We start from the raw sequence: 22,502 nt of genomic DNA, 5'->3' as shown, positions 1-22,502 counted from the left end.
GCTGGCGCACGCCGTGCGCCTGTTCGAGCGGGCGCGTGACGAGTCGCGCACGCGCCCGGTGGCGACCGTGGTGCGCGATGCCGTGGTGCGTTCGGGGTGGATGGCACGGCTCGAGGAGGAAGGCGCGGCGGGCACGGCGCGAGCCGCGAACGTGCTGAAGGCCGTCCGGCTCGTCGATCGCCTCGAAACCGAGCGCCACCTGGGGCTGGCCTCCACGGCGCGCGCGCTGGCCGACGAGCTGGCCGTAGGATTGAAGGAGGCGCCCGGCGCGTTGTCGGGAGCCGGCGGCGACGTGGTGAAGATCATGACCATCCATGCTTCGAAGGGGCTGGAGTTCCCCGTCGTGGCGTTGGCCGACTTCGCCGACGCGCGCGCGGGAAGCGGCAAGCTTCTGGTGGAGACGTGCGGTGCCATCGCGCGCGCCTCGTTGGCGCCCGCAGCGTCGTTGGAGGCGTTTCCCCAGCTGGCGAAGCGCTCGGGCGCGGCTGCGGCCGGCGACGGCGAGGATGATGCCGATCTGCTGGCCGCTCGCCGTCTCGTAGAAGGGGAGGATGGGCCCGCGTGCGCTCTCGGCGCTTCGTCGTGCACGCAGGCGGCCTACCGCGCCCAGCTCGCGCGCCGTGCGGCCGACGAGGAGCTGGCCGAAGCGCGTCGCAAGCTCTACGTGGGCCTCACGCGTGCCAGCGAGGCGCTTGTGGTGGCGATGGACGCGAAAGCTCCCTCGGCGGGCAAGCCTCCGGCGTACGCCCCGCTCGTCGACGATATCCGCAGCGCGCTGTGCGGCGACGGCGATTTTCCCGAGGGCGTTGCCGAGCTTCCCTACGGCGGCACCGCGCCGGCCCGCTTCGAGCGCATCCTCGTACAGCCGCCGGAGCCGCGCGTCGAGGAGGGCGCCGAGCCTGCGCCCGAACCGCGGCTGTTCTTCGTGCCCGTCGTGGACGACGCTTCGCGGTCGACGCTCTTCGCGGGAGGCTTGGCGCGCGACGGCGATTTTCCCGAGGGCGTTGCCGAGCTTCCCTACGGCGGCACCGCGCCGGCCCGCTTCGAGCGCATCCTCGTGCAGCCGCCGGAGCCGCGCGCCGAGGAGGGTGTCGAGCCTGCGCCCGAACCGCGGCTGTTCTTCGTGCCCGTCGTGGACGACGCTTCGCGGTCGACGCTCTTCGCGGGAGGTTCGGCGCGCGACGATGCGTTCTCGTACTCGTCGATCGCCCCGAACCCGGTTCCGGCTCCGGCGGGCGAGGGCGCGCCTTTCGCCGCGGACGCGGACAAGGCGACGGATCTGGGCAGCGCCTTCCATCGGGCTGCGCAGCTGGCCGTCGAGACGGGAAGGGTTCCCGACGCTGCGCGCCTCGGCGTGCTCTCCGAGGCGTACGCTCTATCGACGGGACAGCGCGCGCGGCTGGCCGATGCCTGCGAGCGCTGGTTCTCCAGCGCGACGTACGCCGAAACGCTGCAGTGGGGGCTGCGGCGCGCCGAGGTGCCGTTCTTCGTGCCGATATCCGATGCGTTCGTGGAAGGGGAGATCGATCTTCTCTGCACCGACGACGCGCAGCTTGCGGGCGCTCGTGCGCTCGTGGTGGACTATAAGACCGGCGGTTCGGACGGCGAGGCGCCGGAAGCGCTGTGCTCCAAGCACCTCCTGCAGGCGCAATGCTACGCCTATGCACTGCTGCGGCAGGGCTGCGTCGAGGTGGAGCTGCGCTTCGCGCGCGTCGAGCGCGAGGATTCGGCGGGGGACATGCAAACCGTGACCTACCGCTTCACTGCCGAAGATCTCGACGGGCTGGCCGTCCGCATCCTAAGCGCCCGAAGGGCGTAGCGTTTTTCGCTGCGGGCCACCCGCTTCCGATGCGCCTTGACAGCATGAGTCCATCGCGTAGAATGTAATCGTCCGATTACATTCTACGCGAAATAAAACACCCCCCCCATCAGGTATAATAAGGAAAGTTCGGCCAGAATTATTATTCTCTCAGCAAAAAGGTCATAAATCACGACTGAACATTGTTCAAGGCATTTGCTAGGATGATTGACGGGCAGGGGCGCGGTGTGATGGAGTGCGTAGCGAGTATTGTCAACACCCGCGCCCCTCGAGGCGTTTCCGGGGCTTACGCCCTGCGCCTGCCGTAGCGCTCGTAGGCCTGCGTCACCTGCAGCTCGTACTCCTTGCGAGTGCCCTTGACCACCGTGTCCAGGATGAGGCCGCTGGCGAATGCGAGGATGCCGACGAACACGAGGGCCACGGCCAGCAATGCGGAGGGCAGGCGCGGTACGAGGCCCGTCGCGGCGAACTCCCAGATGACGGGGATGCCGGCGATGAGGCCCAACAAGCAGAACAGAAGCGCGAGCCAGCTGAACAGCGCGAGCGGGCGATAGTCCTTGAACAGCGACATGATCATGGCCAGCACCTTCATGCCGTCCGAGAACGTGTTGAGCTTGCTCTCCGATCCTTCGGGGCGGTCGCGGTAGTCGATCGGCACCTCGGCGATGCGCCAGCGCTTGTCGACGGCATGGATGGAAAGCTCCGTCTCGATCTCGAACCCGGGCGAGAGCACCGGCATGGTCTTGGCGAACACGGCGTTGAAGGCTCGATAGCCGGTCATGACGTCGGAGAACTCGAAGCCGTAGATCCATTTGATGAGCGTGCGCACGAGGTCGTTGCCGAAGCCGTGGAACGCGCGGTCGTTCTCCTCGCCGTAGGTGCCGTTGGACAGGCGGTCGCCCACGCTCATGTCGGCCTCGTCGGCCATGAGCGGCGCCAGGAGCTCCGGCGCGGCCTCGGCGGGGTACGTGTCGTCGCCGTCCACCATGACGTAGTAGTCGGCGTCGATGTCGCGCAGCATCTGGCGCACCACGTTGCCCTTGCCCTGGCGGCGTTCGGCCCGCACCACGGCGCCGTGCTCGGCCGCGATGGAAGCGGTGCCGTCGGAGGAGTTGTTGTCGTAGACGTACACGGTCGCTTCGGGCAGCACGCGCCTGAAGTCGTCGACCACCTTGCCGATGGTTACGGCCTCGTTGTAGCAGGGGATGAGCACGGCGACGGTGCCGCTCTGGGCGCGCGGCGTATCGATCTTCTGATCCACGAATCACTCCTCGGTTCTGTATAGGTGAGGTTCATCCTACTCGAAACGTCGGGCTTGCGCCAGACGGCTCCGTTGTTTTCCAGATGAAACCCGGTAAGGAAGCCGTTTTCGACCGGTAATATTGTGCCCGGCGCCTCCTGCTACAATGAAGAACGCCCGCTACGACTGGAAGAGGGGCGTCCTCCCTATGGAACTGATTACCCGCTCGCGCGAGCGGCGGCGCATCGCCATCATCGTGGTCGCGCTCGTCCTTGCGCTTCTGATCGCGCTCGCGTACACGATCGTCTCGTCGCGTCAGGCGACGGCGGCCGCGGTGGAAACCATGAGCGAAGTGTACTTGCAAGAGCTCAGCAACCAGGTCATCTCCCATTTCAACACCGGCATCGACGGCAAGTTCTGCCAGCTGGAAACCGTGGGCAGCTCGCTTGAGCTGTACGACCCGGAGAATCTCGACGAGGTGAGGGATTTCCTCGCCTGCATGGAGGCGGACGATGACGAGTACGCCTACCTTGCGCTGCGTGGCAGCGACGGGCTCTACTACACGTCGTGGGGCTCGGACGCCGCCTCGGATGAGGAGCTTGCCGCCCGCAGCGAGCTGGGGCTGTCGTATCGGGACGCGCACGGCCACGACGTGATGCTATACAACGGAACCATCGCGCTCGTGGATTCCTTCGAGCCCGTTACCTGCGGAGGCGTCACGTTCACCGCCGTCGTCGCCGGGTTCGGCGTCGACACCGTTTCCGGGAAGCTCAACCTCGATCTGGTCAATGGCAGCGCGCGGTCGAGCGTCATCGGCTTCGACGGCACTTGCATCGCAGGATGCGATGCCGAGGGGCTGTGCAACGGCGAGAACCTGTTCGACGCGTTGGAATCGAGCGCTCGCCTCGACAAGGGGTACAGCATGGACCAGGTGCGAGAAGCCGTGGAGAACGGGGAGACGTTCCTGCTTCCCTTCTGGTGCGGGGGCCATCACGAGTACCTGTACTTTCGGCCGATGAGCAATCAAGACTGGTATCTGTGTACCGCCATGCCCTACGGCGTGGTGGACGAGGACGTGGCGGGACTCAGCTGGGTGCTCATGCAGAACGCCGTTCTCATGGCGACCATGATCATCGCGGTCATAGCCATCTTCTTCTCGATCTACTATCAGCTGGTCAAGCGCAACACGCGTCTGCTGTCGGACGAGAAGAACCGCGCCGAGCGCGCTTCCGAGGAAGCGCGGCGCGCCAGTTTGGCGAAAAGCGAGTTCCTCTCGCGCATGTCGCACGAGATTCGTACGCCGATGAACGGCATCATGGGCATGACCGCCATCGCGCTCGAGAATGCGCACGACGAGGAGAAGGCGCGAGCCTGCCTCGAGAAGATCGACGTGACGTCCGAGCATCTCATGGCGCTCATCAACGACATCCTCGACATGAGCAAGATCGAAAGCGGCAAGATCGACATCAAGCGCGAGACGTTCGATTTCGGGACGTTCGTAGGGTCGCTCGACGACGTGTTCGGAACGCAGGCTCTCGAACAGGGGATTCGCTACAAGACGGAAGAAGTGGGCGCGCTGCCCTCGCTGCTCGTCGGCGACGGGCTTCGGCTGAACCAGATCGTTTACAATCTCGTTGGCAACGCTTTCAAGTTCACTCCTCGCGACGGCAGCGTCACGCTGCGCATAGAGGAGCTTCCCGCGCCGCCGGAAGAGGATGCTGCGCACGACGACGCGATCTGGCTGCGCTTCTCGGTGACCGATACGGGTTGCGGCATCAAGCCGGAGAACCGCGAGCGGATATTCTCGTCTTTCGAGCAGGGCGACGAGTCTTCATGCAGACGCGGAGGCACGGGTCTGGGCCTTGCCATCACGAAGCGGTTCACGGAGATGATGGGCGGTCGTATATCGTTGTCGAGCGAGGTGGGGAAGGGGTCGACCTTCACGGTGGACGTGCCGTTCGGACGAGCCTCGGGCGAAGGGGCCGCCACGTGCGACGATGCGTTCGCCGCGCGGTCCCGAACGCACGGCGACGGAGTTTCGTACGATTTCTCCGGCAGGCGCGTCATCGTCGCCGAAGACAACGAGCTCAACCGCGAGATAGCCACCGAGGTGCTGGCCATGGCGGGTGCCGAGGTCCTGGCGGCGTCCACGGGCGCCGAGGCCGTGCGCGCGTTCGAGCGCTCGCACCCGGGCTCCGTCGACCTGATCTTCATGGACATCCAGATGCCCGAGATGGACGGCTACGAGGCGACCCGCGTCATTCGCTCGCTCGACCGCGACGACGCGCGTTCGGTGCCCATCGTCGCGATGACGGCCAACGCGTTCGTCGAGGACGAGGAGCGCAGCCGCATGAGCGGAATGGATGGCCATCTGAGCAAACCCCTTGATATCCATCTCGTATATGCCACAATGGACAGGTTTTTGAGAGGGCGCTCGCGGGGAGGGGGCGCGTAGAGCGAAAGGACGCGCGCGGTGAAGAAGCTCGTTGCTCAGATCATGAAGTTCGGCGTGGTGGGCGTCATCGCTTTCGTCATCGACTACGGCTTACTTGCTCTGCTCACCGAGGCGTTCGGCGTGAACTACCTCGTCAGCGCCACCATTTCGTTCACGGCCTCGGTCGTGTTCAACTACGCGGCGTCGATGCGCTACGTGTTCACCCATAAGGAGGGCATGAGCCGCCGCCGCGAGTTCGCCATCTTCGTCGTGCTGTCGGTTATCGGCCTGGGCCTCAACAACGGCTGCATGTGGGCGGGCGTGGAGTTTCTGGGCATCCACTACCTCATCGTGAAGATCGGCGCCACGTTCATCGTCATGGTGTGGAACTTCGTGACGCGCAAGATCTTCCTCGACGCCGGCGATGCGCCCGGCGAGATCCTCTCGGACATCGAGTAGCCGTCTCGGCCGAAGCTGCCCCGAACGAGCGAAGCCTCCACCTGTCATCCTGCTCGCAGCGCGCCAGCGCGGAGCCGAAGGAACCCGCGCGGCGTTAGCCGGGGTGCTCCCTGCTGGTGTTAGCGCGGGATGACGGCGAAAAGGGCGTGACCGGGTAAAAACGAGGCGGTTTGGTAATCGGTTGCAACTCGCGACGGGATGCCGAAAAAATCGACCTGGGCTGATGTCGGGCTTCCGCTTCGGCGCGCCGGCGAATTGGGAAGCGGAAAGGTTTTGGGGTTACCAAACCGCCCCGTTTTCGCCATGGCGCGGCGATCTCGGCGTCATCGCCGTCTCAGCGTCGAATCAGACGATGCGCCGACAATAAAAAACGAGGCCGGGAACGGATTCCGGCCTCGTATCGTTTACCTGGTGCCCTTGACAGGATTCGAACCTGCGGCTTTCTGCTCCGGAGGCAGACGCTCTATCCCCTGAGCTACAAGGGCACGGTGGAGGAGATTATACGCTATCATGGACGAAACGGAAAAACAAAAACGAGATTTGGGCGTATTCATGGAAGAAACCATAACGATTGAGCGCATGGGCTACGGCAGCGAGGCGGTCGGCCGCCTGGAGAGCGGCAAGGCCGTGTTCGTGGAGGGCGGCGCGCCCGGCGACGTGGCCGCGCTGGAGATCGTCGAGGACAAGCCGACGTTCGCCCGCGCGCGCATCGCGCGGCTCGTCAAGCCCTCCGAGCTGCGCGTCCGCCCGCGCTGCGAGGCGGGCGCGGCCTGCGGAGGATGCCCCTGGCAGCACCTGTCCTATGACGCGCAGCTGGAGGCCAAGCGCGCCAACGTGGCGGCGGCGCTCGAGCGCACGGCGAAGTTCGGCCGCGAGCGCGCCGAGGAGCTGGTGCGCCCCTGTCTGCCGAGCAAGCGCCAGTGGGGCTACCGCAACAAGCTGGAGCTGGGCGCGGCCATGGACGAGCGCGGCACGTTCCAACTGGGGTTCCACCGCGAGGGCGCGCACGACATCGCCTCGCCGGGCGCCTGCCCCCTCGCTCACGACGCCATCGCCAAGGCGCCCAAGGCGCTGCGCGGCGCGCTGCGCTTCGCGCAAGGGTCGGCCGACCTCGGCATCTTCCGCGTGGGCGTGCGCCACAGCCTGCACACGGGCGATCTGGAAGTAGCCCTGTGGACGAGTCCCGGCTCCTTCCCGCGCGGACACATCGCCAAAACCGTCAAGAGCGCCGTCAAGGCCACCAGCATCGTGCGCGTCATGGCCGACCCCGGCAAGGCCCGCAAGATCAAGGGCGTCGAGACGCTCGACGGCAAGGGATGCTGGGAGGAACAGCTGGGCGACGCCCGCTACCTGGCCAGCGCGCCGTCGTTCTTCCAGGTGAACACCGCGCAGGCCGAGAAGCTGATCGCCTGCGTGATCGAGGGCTTGGGCGGACGCATGGGCGAGGACGGGCCCGAAGGGCTCGACGACCTGCTGATCGCCGACCTGTACGCTGGCGGCGGCACGTTCTCGGTGCCGCTCGCGCAGGCGGGCGCCGAGGTGTTGGCCGTGGAGGCCGCGGGCTCGTCGGTGCGCGACTTGCGCCGCAACGCCGACATGAACCGCGTGGATCTCGAGGTGATCGGCGGCGACGCGGCGCGCGAGCTTCCGGAGCTGGGCGGCCTCGACGCGCTGGTGGTGGATCCGCCTCGCGCGGGCCTGGCCGACGGCGTGGTGGAGAGCATCGCCGCCGCCGCGCCGGAACGCGTGGCCTACGTCAGCTGCAACCCCGCCACCTGGGCGCGCGATGTCGCGCGCTTCGAGAGCCAAGGGTATCGCCTGACTAGCGTCCAGCCCGTCGACATGTTCCCGCAAACCTACCATGTCGAGGTGGTCAGCGTCTTCGAACGCCTCTAGCCCCGCTGTCGCCCCCGACTCGTCCCTGAACGCACGAACCGCTCGCGAAAGGAAAGCCCATGATCCTGTCTGACAAGACCATAGAGAAGCTCCTCGCCGAAGGAAGCCTTGCCATCGAGCCCCTCGAGCCGGAGCAGATCCAGCCCGCCAGCGTGGACATCCGCCTGGGCGACACGTTCGGCATCGTCGAGGACACGCCGAGCGGCATCGTGGGGCTGGAGGACGAGATCGCCTACAAGACGATCCGCACCGACCGCTACATCCTGCTGCCGGGCCAGTTCGTGCTGGCAACCACCATGGAGTACGTGCGCCTGGGCGCCGACCTCACCGCCTTCGTGGAAGGGCGCAGCTCGCTGGGGCGCATGGGGCTGTTCGTGCAGAACGCCGGTTGGGTGGATCCGGGCTTCGAAGGCGAGATCACGCTGGAGCTGTTCAACGCGAACCGCTGCGCGCTGGAGCTGCGCTCGGGCAGGCGCGTGGGGCAGCTGGTGTTCGCCCAGCTGGACGAGGCGGCGAAGAACCCCTACGCCGGCAAGTACCAGGGCCAGCGCGGCGCTACGGGCTCGCGCGTGTACCTCGATCCGGAGGCAGCGCGCTAGCGCAGGCGCGCCCTGTCGATCTCCGCGCGCATCGGCGGTTGCCGTGCCGATCCGCCCCCGTTTCCGCAGCGCTTCTGCTCGCCGTGGATGTTCTACGATTTTTCCGGTCTGGCGGACTTGACCTGCTAAACTTCAACCTTGTATGCGATACTTTCGCCCCGTTTCGCGTGGGCGCATGATAGCAAGCAAACGAAAAGGAGCCGACCCATGGCGCAGTACACTCCGGAATACCAGCCGACCGGCGACGAGGTCGCCGTCATCACCACGTCGAAGGGCACCGTCCGCGTGCAGCTGGCGGGCAAGGACGCCCCCATCCACGTGGGCAACTTCGTCGAGCTGGCGCGCAAGGGCTTCTACGACGGCCTGAAGTTCCACCGCCACGTTCCCGGCTTCGTGATCCAAGGCGGCTGCCCGAACACGCGCGACCTCACGCCCGAAGAGGTCGTCAAGAAGGCCGGCAACCCGTTCGCGGGCCTCGGCACGGGCGGCCCGGGCTATTCCATCAAGGAGGAGTTCTCCACGAACCCCAACAACAAGCACCTCGACGGCTCGCTGGCCATGGCGCGCTCCCAGGATCCCAACTCCGCCGGCTCGCAGTTCTACCTGTGCCTGGGCGCCCAGCCCATGCTGGACTCGGGCTACACGGTGTTCGGCCAGACGATCGACGGCATGGACGTCATCGGCCAGCTGCGCGTAGGCGACGTGATCGAGAGCGTCGAGATCGAGAACGCCGCCGAATAGCGATCCGAGACGCCGAGGCGATTCCGCGAAGATACGAAGGAAGCAGATGAACAACGACTTATTCCAGCAAGCCCGGGCGGCGTACTCGCGCAAGGACTTCCAAGGCGCCCTGGCTGCCTACACGCAGTGCTTGCAGGATGCGGGCAGCTCGCTTGCACCCGGCGAGGTGGGGCTGCTGTACCACCAGATCGGCAACTGCCTGGTCAAGCTCAAGAACCCGAACGAGGCCATCCACGCCTACACGCAGGCGACCGCCGATGCGGCCTACGACGCGTGCGGCGCGGTGAACTACAACCTCGGCATGGCCTACGCCTCGCTGCATGATTACGAGGACGCCGTCAAGCACTTCGAGATCGCCGTGTCCGACGCCAAGTACGATGCGTCCTACAAGGCCTACTCGGGCATGGGCAACGCGCTGTTGAAGCTGGGCAAGTCGGCCGAGGCCGGCGTGGCGTTTCGCGAGGCCGCGCTCGACGAGGCCAACCCCGATCCCACGAAGGCGCTGCTCAACCTCGGCGTGTGCTTCATGGCGCTCGACCGTCCGGCCGACGCCGTGGCCTCCTATGAAAGCGCGCTGCAGTTCGACATGCAGCCCGACACGCGCAACAAGCTGTACGCGAACCTCGGCCAGGCCTACGTGGCCAGCGGCCAGATGCAGAAGGCCGTGAACGCCTTCGACGAGTCCATCGCCGACAAGACGTACTTCCTCAGCGACTCGGCCAGCGTCGACTACCAGCGCGCAATCGCCGCGGTCGCCCAGGGCACGTCCGAGATCACTCAGGTGATGGCTCCGGTGGCGCCCGTTGCCGACATGTCGGGGCTCGACGTGGCCGCCGACGGCACGGCCGTGTACGTGGATCAGGATCCGTACGCGGCGGGCGGCCAGGAACCGTACTACTACGCCGATCCGTACGCCCAGGCCGAGACGAACCCCTACGGCGCCCCGGGCGCGGAGGATCATTTCTTCAACGCCAGCGACGAAGAGCTGGAGCAGTGGTCGAAGGGTCTCGCCAAGCAGGATCGCAAGCGCCGCAACGTGGGTCTCAAGATCCTCGTCACCATCATCCTGATCGTGCTGGTCGCTTTCGGCGCCGCCGTGTTCCTGTACACGCAGGGCTGGGGCTATCCGTCGCAGGACCAGGTGGTCGAGCAGCTGTTCTCGGATCCGAAAGCGGCCTTCGCCAGCGAGGTGACCGAGGAGAACGCCGCGTCCATGACCGAGCTCCTCTCGACGGTGGGCAGCCCTGCGATCGACGGCATGGACAAGTCCATGAGCGATTCCACCGTGTACGTGACGGCTAAGACGCCCGAAGGCGGCGACGTGCAGTACAAGGTATCCCTCGTGCGCAACATGATCGGGTGGAAGGTGTCGAACGTGGAGCTGTACTTCCCGAGCCAGAACTGACAAAAGCGGCATACGCCGTTTTTGTCATCCTGAGCGGAGCGACCGAAGGAAGCGAAGTCGAAGGATCCCGTGCGGCGCAAGCCGGAAGCCGTCGGTCGGCGCCATAGGGGATCCTTCGACTGCGGCGGCTTCGCCGCCTCCGCTCAGGATGACACCCTCGTATAAAGAGAGAGAAAGGGCACTACAACATGGCACAGCAGAAGACCTACACGATGATCAAGCCCGACGGCGTGCGCAACGGCCACATCGGCGAGATCGTCAACCGCTTCGAGCGCGCGGGCCTCAAGATCGAGCGCATGGAGCTGGGCATGGTGACCGACGAGCAGGCGAAGGCCAACTACGCCGAGCATGAGGGCAAGCCGTTCTACGACGGCCTCATTTCCTACATCACCAGCGGCCCGGTCGTGAAGATGGTCGTGTCCGGCGACGGCGCGGTGGCCAAGTGCCGCTCCCTTATGGGCGCCACTAATCCGGCAGAAGCTGCCCCCGGCACGATTCGCGGCGATTTCGGCCTCATCATGGACGAGAATGTCATCCATGGCTCCGATTCCCCGGAATCCGCCGAGCGCGAGATCGGCATCTTCTTCGCGTAAAGCACGTTCCGAGCGCGCCGCCGCGTACGAGCCTTTCGCTCGAGCGACGGCGCGCTTTTTGTTTTTCGGAGCTTCGCGCACCGAAGGTTGCGCGGGATACCAGACGAGAAAAGGACGTGAGCATGCTCTATCGAGTCATCGACGCTGCTGAACTTCCCTCGCTCGTGTCGGCGTTCATGGAAACCTACGAAGTGGTGGCTCCGGTCAAGCGCGACCAGGGCTACGCCTTCGAGACCATCGAATCGCCCGACGACATCGAGCTTGCCTATCCTACCACCATGGCTTCGCCGAAGAAGTACTTCCTGCCGCCCGAGGAGACGCTCATGTCCTTCGACGCGCGCACGAACAGCGTGACCGACTTCGCCGCCGAGATCACGCCGCGCGTCATCTTCGGCGCGCATGCCTGCGACATCAACGCGGTGAACCGGCTCGACCTCGTGTTCAAGGACGGCCGCTATCCCGACCCCTACTACGTCGCCCGGCGCAACGCCACGCTCATCGTGGGGATCAGCTGCATGCCCTCCGAGACGTGCTTCTGCCATTTGTGGGGCTCCGACGAGGCGCGTTTCGGCTACGACCTGTTTTTGCAGGATATCGGCGGAAAGTACCTGGTCAGCATATCCAGCGTCGAGGCGGCGAACATCCTCGAGGCGGCGTGCAACCCGCGCGTGGCCACCGACGAGGACCGTATCGAGTTCCGCCACGCCACGCGTCGGCGCCAGGAGGCGTTCAACGACGCTATTCCCGACATCCAGGACGTGGCCATGCTCATGGACGCGTTCCATAAGGACCCGTTCTGGGAGGAGCTGGGCGGACGCTGCCTGTCGTGCACGGCGTGCTCGGCGGTGTGCCCCACGTGCTTCTGCTTCGACATCCAGGACACGTTCGATCCCTCCGGCGAGGCGGGTCGGCGCGAGCGCGTGTGGGACGCGTGCACTGCGCCGCAGTTCGCGCAGGTGGCCGGCGGCCACAACTTCCGCGGCGACGGGCGCAACCGCGTGCGGCATCGCATGTACCACAAGCTCAACGGGTTCCTCGCGAACCATGACCGCATGCTGTGCGTGGGGTGCGGTCGCTGCGTGAAGGCGTGCAAGGCGAACATCAACCCCATCGAGGTGCTCGAGTTCTTCGAGAGGAAGGGGATGCAAGATGCCCAGTAGCTGCGCGGTGTCCACCGTCCAGGTCAAACCGTTCTTCGACGAGGCGGCTCCCCTGTCGGGCGAGCAGATGATGGCGGCGAACCCGTATCGGCCTTGGCCGGCGCGGATCACGTCCATCATCGACCTCACCGAGACGGAGAAGCTGTTCGAGTTCCGCCTTATCGACGAGCGCATCCGCGATGCGTTCTCGCACGAGCCGGGCCAGTTCGTCGAGGTGTCCATCTTCGGGGTGGGCGAGGCGCCTATCTCCATATCCAGCTCGCCGTCCAAGCGCGGCTTCATCGAGCTGTGCGTGCGTCGCACCGGCCACTTCACCGAGGTGCTGCACAAGATGCAGTGCGGCGACATCGTGGGCCTGCGCGGCCCGTTCGGCCGAGGCTTCCCGTTCGAGGACATGAAGGGGCACGACATCCTGCTGGTGGCGGGCGGCCTCGGCATCGCTCCTCTGCGCTCGCTCATCAACAACATCCACGACGAGCGTTCCGAGTTCGGCAAGGTCACCATCATCTACGGTTCGAAGAACCCCTCCGAGGTGATGTTCCGCCAGCAGTTCGAGATGTGGCGCCATCGCAAGGACTTCGACCTGTACCTGACGGTGGATCATCCCGACGACACGTGGGACGGCGAGGTCGGCCTGGTCACAAAGCCTTTCGAGCATTTGGAGATCGATGCCGCCAACACGTTCGGCGCCCTGTGCGGGCCGCCGGTGATGTATAGGTTCGCCATCGACGAGATGCGGAAGAAGGGCATCAGCTACGACCATATCTACGTGAGCTTCGAGCGCCATATGAAGTGCGGCATGGGCAAGTGCGGCCACTGCCAGATCGGGCATCAGTACGTGTGCATCGACGGGCCCGTGTTCAACTATTGGGAAGCCAAGAACATCCAGGGGTCGATGTAGGATGGAGAAGCGCGACATGAACGGAAACTGCATAGCCTGCCAGGAGAAGCCGTCCGCGCCGCGCGTGGTGGTCGTGGGCCTGGCCAGCTGCTTCGGCTGCCAACTGCAGATCACGAACGCCGAGGCGCACCTGCTGGACGTGCTCGGTCAGATCGATCTGCGCTATTGGCAGCTGGCCTCGAGCGATCCCATGCCCGAGGACTTCGACGTGGCCATCATCGAGGGCGCCGTCACCACCGAGGAATCCGAAGCGACGGTGCGCAGCCTGCGCGAGAAGGCGGGCGCGATCATCGCCGTGGGCGCGTGCGCCACGACGGCCGGCATTCCCGGCATGGCCGCAGAGGGGTTCCTCGAGCGTCCTGGGCAGGTGTACGATCGGGTGCCGTCGGCCTGCGGCGACATGGTGGCGCCGCGCGCGGTGGGCGCCGTCATCGACGTGGACTTCGAGGTGCGTGCGTGCCCCATCGACAGCTACGACTTCATCGACGTGCTGCAGCGCGCGCTGTACGGCTCGAACAAGACGTATCCCTCGCGCACGATGTGCGGCGACTGCAAGCGCAACGAGACGAGCTGCTTCTTCGGAAAGGGGCAGCTGTGCCTGGGGCTCGTGACCACGGCCGGGTGCGGCGCGAAGTGCGTTAACCTGGGCCGTCCGTGCAACGGGTGCAGGGGGCTGTCGCCCGACGCGAACCTGGCGTCGGCGCGCGAGGCGGTGGCGCGCTACGGCGTGTCGGTCGCCGACTTCGACCAGGCGCTCGAGATGTTCAACCAGACGAACCCCGCCCTTGCGGGCAGCGAGTGAGGACGCATTCTATGACGAAAACAGCGATTCACGTCGATCATATCGCCCGCGTCGAGGGCCACGGCAACGTGCACGTGGTCATCGAGGACGGGGAAGTGAAAACCGTCGAGATGAACGTCGTCGAGCCGGCCCGCCTGTTCGAGAGCATGGTGCGCGGCCGCCGCTTCGAGGAGATCCCCTACATCTCTTCGCGCATCTGCGGCATCTGCTCGTCGAGCCACGTGGTGACCGACCTCAAGGCCATCGAGCGCGTGTTCGGCGTGGAGGTGACCGACCGCACGCGCGCCCTGCGCGAGCTTCTGGTGTACGGCTCCTATTTACAGAACCATGCGTCGCATCTGTTCGTGTTCGCCGCACCCGACTTCCTCGGCATGCCCAGCGTGTTCCCGCTGGCTCAGACCGATCCCGAGCTGTTCGAGCAGGCGCTGGGCCTCAAAGCGCTGGGCAACGAGCTGTGCACGAAGGTGGGAGGTCGCAGCATCCATCCTATCACCGCCGTGGTGGGGGGCTTCACGCACGAGATAGAGCCGGCCGAGTATCTGGAGCTGGCAGACAAGATGGATGCGGCGATGGACTTCGCCCTTGAGGCGGTGGATCTGTTCCGCGGCTTCGAGGTGCCCGACATCGCTACGGCCGGCGACATGCTGGCCATGGTGGAGGACGACTATTACCCGGTGGAATGCTCCGACCAAGCGTTTTTCCTGAACGCGGGCATCGTCTTCGATGCGAACGAGGTGCAGGAGCATATCGAGGAGCATGCGGTGCCGCATTCGGCGGCTCTGTTGGCGCGCGTGCGCGAGACGCAGAGCCCGTACTTCACCGGCGCGCTGGCCCGCGTCAACGCATCGTGGCAGAACCTGGGGCAGAACGCGAAGGTGGCCGCCGCGAAGGCGGGCTTGCGCCCGCCTGAGGCGAACCCGTTCATGAACAACGTGGCCCAGGCCGTGGAGATCATGGATGCGCTCGACCGCTGCGCCGACCTGTGCCGCAAGCTTGCCGAGCCGGGCGCCATCGCCAGCTCCAGCCTGCCCGTGCCCTTCGAGGTGAAGGCGGGGCGCGCCGTGGGCTTCACCGAGGCTCCGCGCGGCGCGCTGTTCCACGACCTCACGCTGGATGCCGAGGGACGCGTGACGCATGCGTCCATTCTCACGCCTACGGCGCAGAACGTGGCGAACCTGGAAGCCGACATGCGCCTTTTGGCCGAGAAGCTGGTGGCCGACGGGGCTGCGGAAGACGTCGTGCGCCTCGAGATCGAGAAGCTCGTGCGAGCCTACGATCCCTGCCTCAGCTGCAGCGTGCACTAAACTGAGACAAAGGGACGTGTTGACGTCTCGTTCCCTTATGATGGAAAGGCTGGGATCCGTTACGGGTTCCAGCCTTTTTTTGGTCTGAGACGAGGGCGAGACAGAGGGGCGGAGAGGCGGAGGCGCGGGTGTGCCCCTCGTGGATTTTCATCATCGCGTCAACGCCTGTGCTAGAATTCGGTTTCACCTGGAATCGAGATTCAAGGGGTTTCCTGTATGTCCTTTTTAGACATGTTCTCGGGTCTGACTGGCCAGATGTCCACGGATATGGCCATCGACCTCGGAACTGCAAATACACTGGTCGCCATCCCGGGCGAGGGCATCGTTGTCAACGAGCCCTCGGTTGTCGCCATCGAGAAGGCGACCCATCGCGTGCTCGCAGTGGGCCACGAAGCCAAGAACATGATCAACCATACGCCCGAGGCGTTCTCGGCCGAGCATCCCCTGCACGACGGCGTAGTGGCCGACTACGACGTGACCGAGGCCATGATCTCGGCGTTCATCAGCAAAGCGGCGCCGCGCAAGTATCCCTGGCAGGCCAAGCCTCGCATCGTCATCTGCATCCCGTGCGGCGCAACCTCGGTGGAGAAGCGCGCGGTGTTCGAGGCTGCCGTTCAGGCCGGCGCTCGTCAGGCGTACCTCATCGAGGAGCCCATGGCTGCGGCCATGGGCGCCGACCTGCCCGTCACCGAGCCGACGGGCTCGATGGTCGTGGATATCGGCGGCGGCACCACGGAAGTGGCCGTCATCTCGCTCGGCGGCATCGTCACCTCCTCGTCGCTGCGCCTGGCCGGCAACCGCATGGACGAGGCCATCGCCATGCACCTGCGCGACCTGCTGGGCATCAAGATCGGCGAGCGAACAGCCGAGATCATCAAGATCAAGATCGGCTCCATCCTGCCGTTCGAGGACGGTCGCGAGCGCGACATGATTATCTCGGGCCAGGATGTGATCACCGAGCAGCCGAAGGAGGTCACCATCCAATCCGAGGACGTGCGCTCCGCGCTCGTGCAGCCTTGTGAGGAGATGGTCGTGCATATCAAGGAGACGTTCAAGAAAACGAACCCCGATCTCGCCTCCGACATCATTCAGAACGGCATCCTGCTGACGGGCGGCGGCGGCCTCTTGTCCGGTCTCGACCGCTATCTCACCGACAAGCTGGAGATTCCCGTGTGGACGAGCGAGACGGCGCTCACGAACGTGGTTATGGGCTGCCTCAAGGTGCTCGAGACGCCTACGGCGCTCAAGCAGACGCTCATGCGCTCGAAATAGGGTTGAGCCGGCTTATCGATGACGCTTAATTTCCAACAGAGAAGCTCGGTGTTTCTGCGCCGAGTTCTGCTCGTCGCATTTCTCGTAGCCTCGCTTGCGCTGGTCACGTTGTACTCGCGCGAAGGCCAGGACGGCCCGCTGCACGCGGTCCAGAGCGGCGTGTCCGGCGCAGTTGCGCCTTTGAAGTTCGTCGGCGCGGCTGCAAGCGCGGGCGTGAACGATGCCGCCGAGGGTTTCGGCAACCTCACGGCCGACGAGAGCACGCTCTCGGGTCTGCGCGAGAGCAACGCCGAGCTGCGCGAGCTGCTGAGCCAGGCCGATGAGTACAAGCAGGAGGCTCAACGTCTCCAGAAACTGCTCGAGCTCAAGGACCTCTACGAGATCGACGGTGTGGGAGCGCGCGTCATCGGCAATCCCGACCAGGCGTGGAGCCAGGCGGTCACCATCGATAAGGGCACGGCCGACGGGGTGGAGACCGGCCTTACGGTCATGGGCACTTCCGGCGTTGTCGGCCAGGTGTACAGCGCGGGCGAGCATACCGCCGAGGTGCGCCTGCTCACCGACCCCGATTCCGGCGCCGCGGCGCGCGTGGAGTCGAGCCGTGCGGAGGGCGTCGTGCGCGGGTCTCTCGAAGGCCTGCTGTATTTGGAAAACCTCGATGCCGACGCGGTGGTCAATCCTGGCGACGTGGTGGTCACGTCGGGTCTGGGCGGCAGCTACGCGCCCGGCCTCATCATCGGCACCGTCGTGAAGGTGGATACCCGCCAGGGCGAGTCCACGAGGCGCGTGATCGTATCGCCGAACGACACGACGGGCGCCCTCGAAGAAGTGCTTGTGGTGTTCGGCGTGGGCGCCGTAGGCGAGGCCGACGGTAACGAAGGAGGCGATGCATCGTGAACCTGGGACGCGAAGGCGTCGTCATCGCCGTAGGCGCGGTCGTCGCCTTGCTGCTGCAAATCGTCGTAGCCCCCAACATCGCGCTGTTCTCGGCGCAGCCGAACTTCCTTCTGGCCTACGTGCTGGTAGTCGCTATCGCGCGCCCGCTCGACGCCGGCCCCGTGCTGCCGTTTGCGCTGGGGCTCGTCTGCGACCTTTTGGGCTCGGGCCCCGTCGGCGGCTACGCGTTCTTGTTCGTCATCGTGTCGTTCATCGCATCGCGCGCGTTCTCGGTGCTCGACAACGACACGCTGTTCATGCCGGTGACCATTTTCGTCGTCGCGACGTTCGCCGCCGAGATGCTGTACGGCGCGCTGCTCATCGGGCTGGGCCTGTCGGCAAGCCCCGTTGACGCGTTCCTGTACCGTGCGCTGCCGTGCACGCTGTACGACTGCGTCGTGGGTCTCGTGCTGTATCCGATCATCGCGCGTCTGCTTGCCAGCGGCGCTCAGGACCGCGGACCGCGCACGCCCCGGCTGCGATAGGGGGCGTTTGCCGTGATCGCCGCCATCATCGCCGCCGTCGCCACGCTGGTCGTGGCCGTCATCGTGGTATCCGTCGTGTTCGTCGTGCGCAACAACGCGAAGTCGTCGAACGTGAGCGTGAAGAAGGACGTTCGCTCAATCAGCTCGGTGGGCGTGAAATCGAGCCTCGGAAACGCGGGCGGTCGCGTCAACGGATCCATGCAGGCGCACCCGGGCTCGGCGCAGCGTCCGGCGTCCAACCCGGCCGACAACCTCAAGTCGCGGTTCGTCGCCATGGGCGTGCTGGCGGCGGGCATCTTCGGCACGCTGACGGCGAAGCTGTGGACCATGCAGGTGCTGTCGTCCGAGGCGTATCGCAGCAAAGCGGACGACAACCAGTACGCCACCGTCTCCACGCCCGCGCCGCGCGGCTACATCTGCGACGTCAACGGCGTTCCGCTCGTGAAGAACCGCGTGTCGCTGACCGTGGTGGCCGATGCGGAGGTGGCCAACGACCGCGACGTGGTGCAGCGCCTGTCCGCGGTGCTCGGAGTGCCGTACAACGTGGTGCGCCAGCGCATCCAGGATGCGACGGCCGGCGCGCAGAGCCAGCGCGTCGTGGCGAGCGACGTGCGGCTTCGCGACGTCGCCTTCATCACCGAGCACTCCGACGCGTTCCCTAAGGTCAAGATCGAGGAGCGCTACGTGCGCGACTACCCCTACGGCGCGCTCGCCGCGCACGTGGTGGGGTACACGGGCCCCGTCACCGAAGAGGGTCTGAAAACCGTCGGCGAAGGCCGCGAGGTGGAGCTGGGCGACGACATGGGCGCGTCGGGCATCGAGCTGCAGTACGATCATCTGCTGGCGGGCGAACACGGCAAGCGCAAGGTGGTCGCCAACGCCGACGGCAACGTTGTGCGCGTGGTGAGCGAGACGCAGCCAACCAAGGGCTCGGACGTGCACCTCGCCATCAAGGGGCCGGTTCAGTACGTGGCCGACCGCGAGCTGGCCGCGCTCATCGCCCCTGAGAACGGGACTATCGGCACGGGCAGCGGCGTGGCGGGCTCGGTGGTGGTCATGGACCTTCGCGACGGAGGCATCGTGGCCATGGCGAACTACCCTCTGTTCGACCCGGTCGAATTCATCGGCGCCGTGTCGAGCGACGTGTACGACGTGTACAATTCCAACGAAGCTCAGAAGCCCCTGCTCAATCGTGCGATCTCGGGCACGTATCCCGCCGCCTCGACGTACAAGACGTTCACGGGCCTCGCGGCGCTGGCCAACGGCTTCGCCGACATGAAGCGCACGTGGACGTGCAACGGCTCGTGGGACGGCTGGGGCACGGGTCAGGAGCAGATGTGCTGGAAGCACTCGGGCCACGGCACGCTCGACCTCCGCGGCGGCATCGTGCAGTCGTGCGACGTCGTGTTCTACCAGATCGCCCATGACTTCTTCGAGGCGGCTCGGGACGGTCAGGTCAGCCAGACCGCCCTTCAGGACTACCTCGCGAAGTTCCACTTCGACCGCTACACCGGCATCGATCTCGGTGGCGAATCGGTGGGCGTCATTCCCACGCCGGAATGGAAACTGGAGCATTTCCGCAACACGCCCGAAGAGGCGGTGTGGAAGGGCGGCGACATGACGAACATGATCATCGGCCAGGGTTACGTTCTCGTCACGCCCTTGCAGGTGGCCGTCGCCTACGGCGCCGTCGCCACCGGCAAGCTGCTGAAGCCCCACTTGCTCAAGGAGGTTCGCAACGCCAGCGGCGACGTGGCCGCCTCGGTCAAGGTGGAGACCGCGGGGGAGCTGGACGTTCCCGAAGCCGACCTCGCGTTCATGCGCGACGCCCTCAACGGCGTGGCGACCGACAACGCCGACGTGTCGAAGCTGCTCAACGAGCAGGGCATCGATCCCGCTACGGTGGCGTGCAAGACGGGTACCGCCGAGTACACCAACATGGCCGACACCGCGTGGTTCGCCTGCTACGCGCCGGTGGACGATCCGCAGTACGTGGTGGCCTGCGTGGTCGAGCACGGCGGCGGCGGTTCGGCCGTGGCGGCCCCGCTGGGCGCGAAGGTTCTGGCGGCTGCGCTTGCCAGCGAGTCCGCGGAGGATCCGGGCGCCGGCATGGGCGTGATCGCCGGAGCCACCGGCAAGGTCCTCGAAGGCGCGGGCGCCGCGACGTCCGGCGGCCGTACCGACTAGACGAGGCGAGGAAAGGAGGCGTTATGCCGCAGCTACCGCAGATCGATTCAGTGAAAGCGCCCGACAAGATCGTGGCGCAGGCCACGCGCGCGCGACGCTTCCCGTGGCTCAACATCCCGTTCATCCTCGTGGTGGCGCTGCTGGTGTCGTACGGGCTCGTCGTCGTGATGTCGGCCGTGGCCAACGACCGCGACTACTCGTTCACGAACCAGCTGGCGGGCGTCGCGTTGGGAATCGTGTTCATGGTGCTGGTCTGGAGGTTCGACTACCGCCGCCTGTCGGACTTCACCATGCTGTTCCTCATCGTCAACGTGGCGCTCATCCTCTCGCCCCACATACCGGGGCTGGGAACCGACGCGGGCATGGGCGCGCAGTCGTGGCTCAAGCTGGGCATACAGGTCCAGCCGGGCGAGTTCGCCAAGATCACGGTCATCCTGCTGGACGCCAGCATCATGGCGCGCTACGGCGGCAGGCTGGACGACCCGCGCGAGTACGTCAAGGCCCTCGGCCTCATGCTGGTGCCGTTCGCCTGCATCATGACGCAGCCCGACCTGGGCACGGGCCTGGTGTACCTATGCATCGGCGCGGTCGCCCTCGTGGTAGGAGGTGCGCGTCCGAAGTACCTGCTGATCACCCTCGCGGCCTTCGTTGCGGCCGTCATCGCCGTGTTCGTCGTGGACCAGATCATCTACAACTCCACCGGCGAGTACAAGCTGCTCAAGCAATATCAGCGCAACCGCCTGCTCGTGTTCCTCGATCCCGACATCGACCCCACGGGCGAGAGCTACAACCTCAAGCAGGCTCAGATCGCCATCGGGTCGGGCGGCCTGTTCGGCAAGGGCCTGTTCCAGGGAACGCAGCATACGCTGGGCATCCTGCCCGAGGCTCCCACCGACTTCATCTTCTGCGTGCTGGCCGAGGAACTGGGGTTTTTAGGTGTAATGGCGCTGCTGGCCTTGTATGCCGGCCTGGTTTTGATAAGCTTTCGCATTGCCGGCGCTTCGAGCGATCTGTTCGGCATGACCATCGTCATGTGCGTCGTCGGCATGTGGTTGTTCCAGATTCTTGAAAACATCGGCATGGATTGCGGGCTCATGCCCATCACGGGCATCCCCCTGCCGTTCGTGAGCTACGGAGCGACGGGCATGGTGATGAACTTCATCATGCTCGGCATGATCGGCTCGGTATGGACTCACAACATCCAGAAGCAACGCTAGGAAAAGGGGCGGTTATGCAGCTACCCGTTGACATCAAAGCGGTTATCGATGAAGCCACCAACATCGACGAGGCGCGTCGCACGACGCTGTCGGTGAGCGTCTACCTCGACGACAGCGCGCCGGGCGACGTGCAGGCGCACGTGCGCCAAGCGTTCGCCAGCGCGTCGCCGCACGCCCGCGTGTCGCTCATGTACCTCGACGGCCGCCCGTTCGCGCCGTTCTCGGGCGACGACATGGCCGTCATCGTGGCGGGTTTGAACGAGCAGGTGGGGGAGTACGCGGCGCAGGTTCGCGCGGCGGGCGTCCCCGTGATGGTGGTCACCACGCTGCCCGCCCTCGTGGCCGACATCGCGAAGGCGCAGGGCGCGCCCATCCCGCAGGGCGACCTCGTCTTCCCCAAGCCCCCCAAGGCCGAGCCGGCTGTGCTGCCGGCACCCGATGCCGCTGCGGGCGGCGCCGAGGCCGTGCAGGCTCTGGGCGCCGGTTCGCCGAACGAGCCGTACGCTCTCGACGGCGCCGCCGTCGGCTCGCTCAGCGAACGCATGGGCGGCTGGGTGATCGCCGCATGCAACGACAAGCGCCTCGCGTTCGCGCTGGCGTTCCCGTTCGTGCGCAAGCCCCTGTCGCTGGAAGCCGTGAACTCCACGGCGCTGCAGAACGCGGGCGTGGGCCTGCTGGTCATCATCCCCGGCGCCGACATGCCGGTCATGACGCTCAACCAAGCGAAGATGCTGCTCATGATTGCCGCCGCGTACGGAGAAGAGCTCAACATGGAGCGCGTGAAGGAGCTTGCGGCCCTCGTGGGCGGCGCGTTCGCCTGTCGCGCGGTGGCTCGCCAGCTGGTGGCGTTCGTACCCGCGCTCGGCTGGGCCGTGAAGGCCGCCATCGGCTACACGGGCACCGTCGCTATGGGGCGCGCGGCCATCGAGTACTACGAGGACGGAGCCACGCTGGGCAAGCTCACCGACGCCGTGGCTGCGGCGCGCGACAAGGTGGTGCAGGCCGCCGCGAAGCGCGCTGCGCAGAAGGCGCAGGCGACCGGGGCGAAGGCC

The 22,502-nt window shown here is 65.8% G+C and carries 19 protein-coding genes and 1 tRNA gene; 18 read left to right on the top strand and 2 right to left on the bottom strand.

Annotated features, from left to right (window positions below; translation table 11 throughout):
- On the top strand, positions 1–1,819 hold a 1,819-nt coding region (locus HMPREF1023_RS02800; protein ID WP_035578326.1), incomplete at its 5' end, for a 3'-5' exonuclease.
- A 286-nt stretch (positions 1,820–2,105) separates the two neighbouring features.
- Here the strand turns inward: HMPREF1023_RS02800 and HMPREF1023_RS02795 are convergent.
- Positions 2,106–3,080 (bottom strand): glycosyltransferase family 2 protein, encoded by a 975-nt coding sequence (locus HMPREF1023_RS02795; RefSeq protein WP_009304630.1) that lies wholly within the window; start codon positions 3,078–3,080, stop codon positions 2,106–2,108.
- 187 nt (positions 3,081–3,267) lie between these two features.
- Here HMPREF1023_RS02795 and HMPREF1023_RS02790 point away from each other — a divergent pair, with 187 nt between their 5' ends.
- Together HMPREF1023_RS02790 and HMPREF1023_RS02785 are read left to right on the top strand one after the other, a co-directional pair.
- Positions 3,268–5,514, top strand: coding sequence for an ATP-binding protein (locus HMPREF1023_RS02790; protein ID WP_226844470.1), 2,247 nt, complete (start codon positions 3,268–3,270; stop codon positions 5,512–5,514).
- A gap of 18 nt (positions 5,515–5,532) precedes the next feature.
- The gene (locus HMPREF1023_RS02785; protein WP_009304626.1) at positions 5,533–5,952 is read left to right on the top strand and encodes a GtrA family protein; all 420 of its coding nucleotides are present in this window, start codon (positions 5,533–5,535) and stop codon (positions 5,950–5,952) included.
- Between the two features lie 409 nt (positions 5,953–6,361).
- Here HMPREF1023_RS02785 and HMPREF1023_RS02780 read toward each other — a convergent pair.
- Positions 6,362–6,437, bottom strand: a tRNA-Arg gene (locus tag HMPREF1023_RS02780).
- Positions 6,438–6,462: 25 nt separating this feature from the next.
- Between HMPREF1023_RS02780 and rlmD the strand changes: the two genes are divergently transcribed.
- The 15 genes from rlmD to HMPREF1023_RS02705 all read left to right on the top strand — a co-directional run.
- Complete coding sequence (gene rlmD / locus HMPREF1023_RS02775; RefSeq protein WP_009304625.1) at positions 6,463–7,848, top strand: 23S rRNA (uracil(1939)-C(5))-methyltransferase RlmD; 1,386 nt, start codon at positions 6,463–6,465, stop codon at positions 7,846–7,848.
- A 59-nt stretch (positions 7,849–7,907) separates the two neighbouring features.
- On the top strand, positions 7,908–8,447 hold the full coding sequence (dcd, locus tag HMPREF1023_RS02770; RefSeq protein WP_009304624.1) for a dCTP deaminase: 540 nt from the start codon (positions 7,908–7,910) through the stop codon (positions 8,445–8,447).
- A gap of 207 nt (positions 8,448–8,654) precedes the next feature.
- Positions 8,655–9,188, top strand: a complete 534-nt coding sequence (locus HMPREF1023_RS02765) for a peptidylprolyl isomerase (RefSeq protein WP_009304623.1) — start codon at positions 8,655–8,657, stop codon at positions 9,186–9,188.
- 46 nt (positions 9,189–9,234) lie between these two features.
- Positions 9,235–10,593, top strand: a complete 1,359-nt coding sequence (locus tag HMPREF1023_RS02760; protein ID WP_009304622.1) for a tetratricopeptide repeat protein — start codon at positions 9,235–9,237, stop codon at positions 10,591–10,593.
- Positions 10,594–10,781: 188 nt separating this feature from the next.
- Entirely contained in the window at positions 10,782–11,186 is a 405-nt protein-coding gene (gene ndk / locus HMPREF1023_RS02755; RefSeq protein WP_009304621.1) for a nucleoside-diphosphate kinase, read from the top strand.
- Between the two features lie 122 nt (positions 11,187–11,308).
- Positions 11,309–12,346 (top strand): 4Fe-4S dicluster domain-containing protein, encoded by a 1,038-nt coding sequence (locus HMPREF1023_RS02750; RefSeq protein WP_009304620.1) that lies wholly within the window; start codon positions 11,309–11,311, stop codon positions 12,344–12,346.
- Entirely contained in the window at positions 12,336–13,247 is a 912-nt protein-coding gene (locus tag HMPREF1023_RS02745) for an FAD/NAD(P)-binding protein (protein ID WP_009304619.1), read from the top strand. Before HMPREF1023_RS02750 ends, HMPREF1023_RS02745 begins: the two co-directional genes overlap by 11 nt.
- Positions 13,248–13,263: 16 nt before the next feature.
- Entirely contained in the window at positions 13,264–14,049 is a 786-nt protein-coding gene (locus HMPREF1023_RS02740; protein WP_015760488.1) for an NADH ubiquinone oxidoreductase, read from the top strand.
- Between the two features lie 11 nt (positions 14,050–14,060).
- Positions 14,061–15,353 carry a Ni/Fe hydrogenase subunit alpha gene (locus HMPREF1023_RS02735; RefSeq protein WP_009304617.1) on the top strand — a complete coding sequence of 431 codons (1,293 nt, stop codon included), beginning with the start codon at positions 14,061–14,063 and terminating at the stop codon, positions 15,351–15,353.
- 216 nt (positions 15,354–15,569) lie between these two features.
- Positions 15,570–16,625 (top strand): rod shape-determining protein, encoded by a 1,056-nt coding sequence (locus HMPREF1023_RS02730; RefSeq protein WP_009304616.1) that lies wholly within the window; start codon positions 15,570–15,572, stop codon positions 16,623–16,625.
- An 18-nt stretch (positions 16,626–16,643) separates the two neighbouring features.
- Positions 16,644–17,522: a rod shape-determining protein MreC gene (gene mreC, locus HMPREF1023_RS02725; RefSeq protein ID WP_009304615.1), complete on the top strand. Its 879-nt coding sequence runs from the start codon at positions 16,644–16,646 to the stop codon at positions 17,520–17,522.
- Positions 17,519–18,046: a rod shape-determining protein MreD gene (gene mreD, locus HMPREF1023_RS02720; RefSeq protein ID WP_009304614.1), complete on the top strand. Its 528-nt coding sequence runs from the start codon at positions 17,519–17,521 to the stop codon at positions 18,044–18,046. The genes mreC and mreD overlap by 4 nt, the downstream gene beginning before the upstream one ends.
- Positions 18,047–18,058: 12 nt before the next feature.
- Positions 18,059–20,233, top strand: a complete 2,175-nt coding sequence (mrdA, locus tag HMPREF1023_RS02715; protein ID WP_009304613.1) for a penicillin-binding protein 2 — start codon at positions 18,059–18,061, stop codon at positions 20,231–20,233.
- A gap of 23 nt (positions 20,234–20,256) precedes the next feature.
- On the top strand, positions 20,257–21,450 hold the full coding sequence (rodA, locus tag HMPREF1023_RS02710) for a rod shape-determining protein RodA (RefSeq protein WP_009304612.1): 1,194 nt from the start codon (positions 20,257–20,259) through the stop codon (positions 21,448–21,450).
- Positions 21,451–21,464: 14 nt separating this feature from the next.
- On the top strand, positions 21,465–22,502 hold a 1,038-nt coding region (locus tag HMPREF1023_RS02705), incomplete at its 3' end, for a YcjF family protein (RefSeq protein ID WP_035578322.1).

The sequence above is a fragment of the Eggerthella sp. 1_3_56FAA genome (assembly GCF_000185625.1).
Classification (GTDB): Bacteria; Actinomycetota; Coriobacteriia; order Coriobacteriales; family Eggerthellaceae; genus Eggerthella; species Eggerthella lenta.
This window is presented reverse-complemented; position numbering and strand designations above follow the sequence as displayed.

Coding starts and splice junctions, on each gene's coding strand:
- HMPREF1023_RS02790 (WP_226844470.1), top strand. CDS start 3,268: ATGGAACTGATTACCCGCTCGCGCGAGCGGCGGCGCATCGCCATCATC.
- rlmD (WP_009304625.1), top strand. CDS start 6,463: ATGGACGAAACGGAAAAACAAAAACGAGATTTGGGCGTATTCATGGAA.
- dcd (WP_009304624.1), top strand. CDS start 7,908: ATGATCCTGTCTGACAAGACCATAGAGAAGCTCCTCGCCGAAGGAAGC.
- HMPREF1023_RS02765 (WP_009304623.1), top strand. CDS start 8,655: ATGGCGCAGTACACTCCGGAATACCAGCCGACCGGCGACGAGGTCGCC.
- HMPREF1023_RS02760 (WP_009304622.1), top strand. CDS start 9,235: ATGAACAACGACTTATTCCAGCAAGCCCGGGCGGCGTACTCGCGCAAG.
- ndk (WP_009304621.1), top strand. CDS start 10,782: ATGGCACAGCAGAAGACCTACACGATGATCAAGCCCGACGGCGTGCGC.
- HMPREF1023_RS02750 (WP_009304620.1), top strand. CDS start 11,309: ATGCTCTATCGAGTCATCGACGCTGCTGAACTTCCCTCGCTCGTGTCG.
- HMPREF1023_RS02745 (WP_009304619.1), top strand. CDS start 12,336: ATGCCCAGTAGCTGCGCGGTGTCCACCGTCCAGGTCAAACCGTTCTTC.
- HMPREF1023_RS02740 (WP_015760488.1), top strand. CDS start 13,264: ATGAACGGAAACTGCATAGCCTGCCAGGAGAAGCCGTCCGCGCCGCGC.
- HMPREF1023_RS02735 (WP_009304617.1), top strand. CDS start 14,061: ATGACGAAAACAGCGATTCACGTCGATCATATCGCCCGCGTCGAGGGC.
- HMPREF1023_RS02730 (WP_009304616.1), top strand. CDS start 15,570: ATGTCCTTTTTAGACATGTTCTCGGGTCTGACTGGCCAGATGTCCACG.
- mreC (WP_009304615.1), top strand. CDS start 16,644: ATGACGCTTAATTTCCAACAGAGAAGCTCGGTGTTTCTGCGCCGAGTT.
- rodA (WP_009304612.1), top strand. CDS start 20,257: ATGCCGCAGCTACCGCAGATCGATTCAGTGAAAGCGCCCGACAAGATC.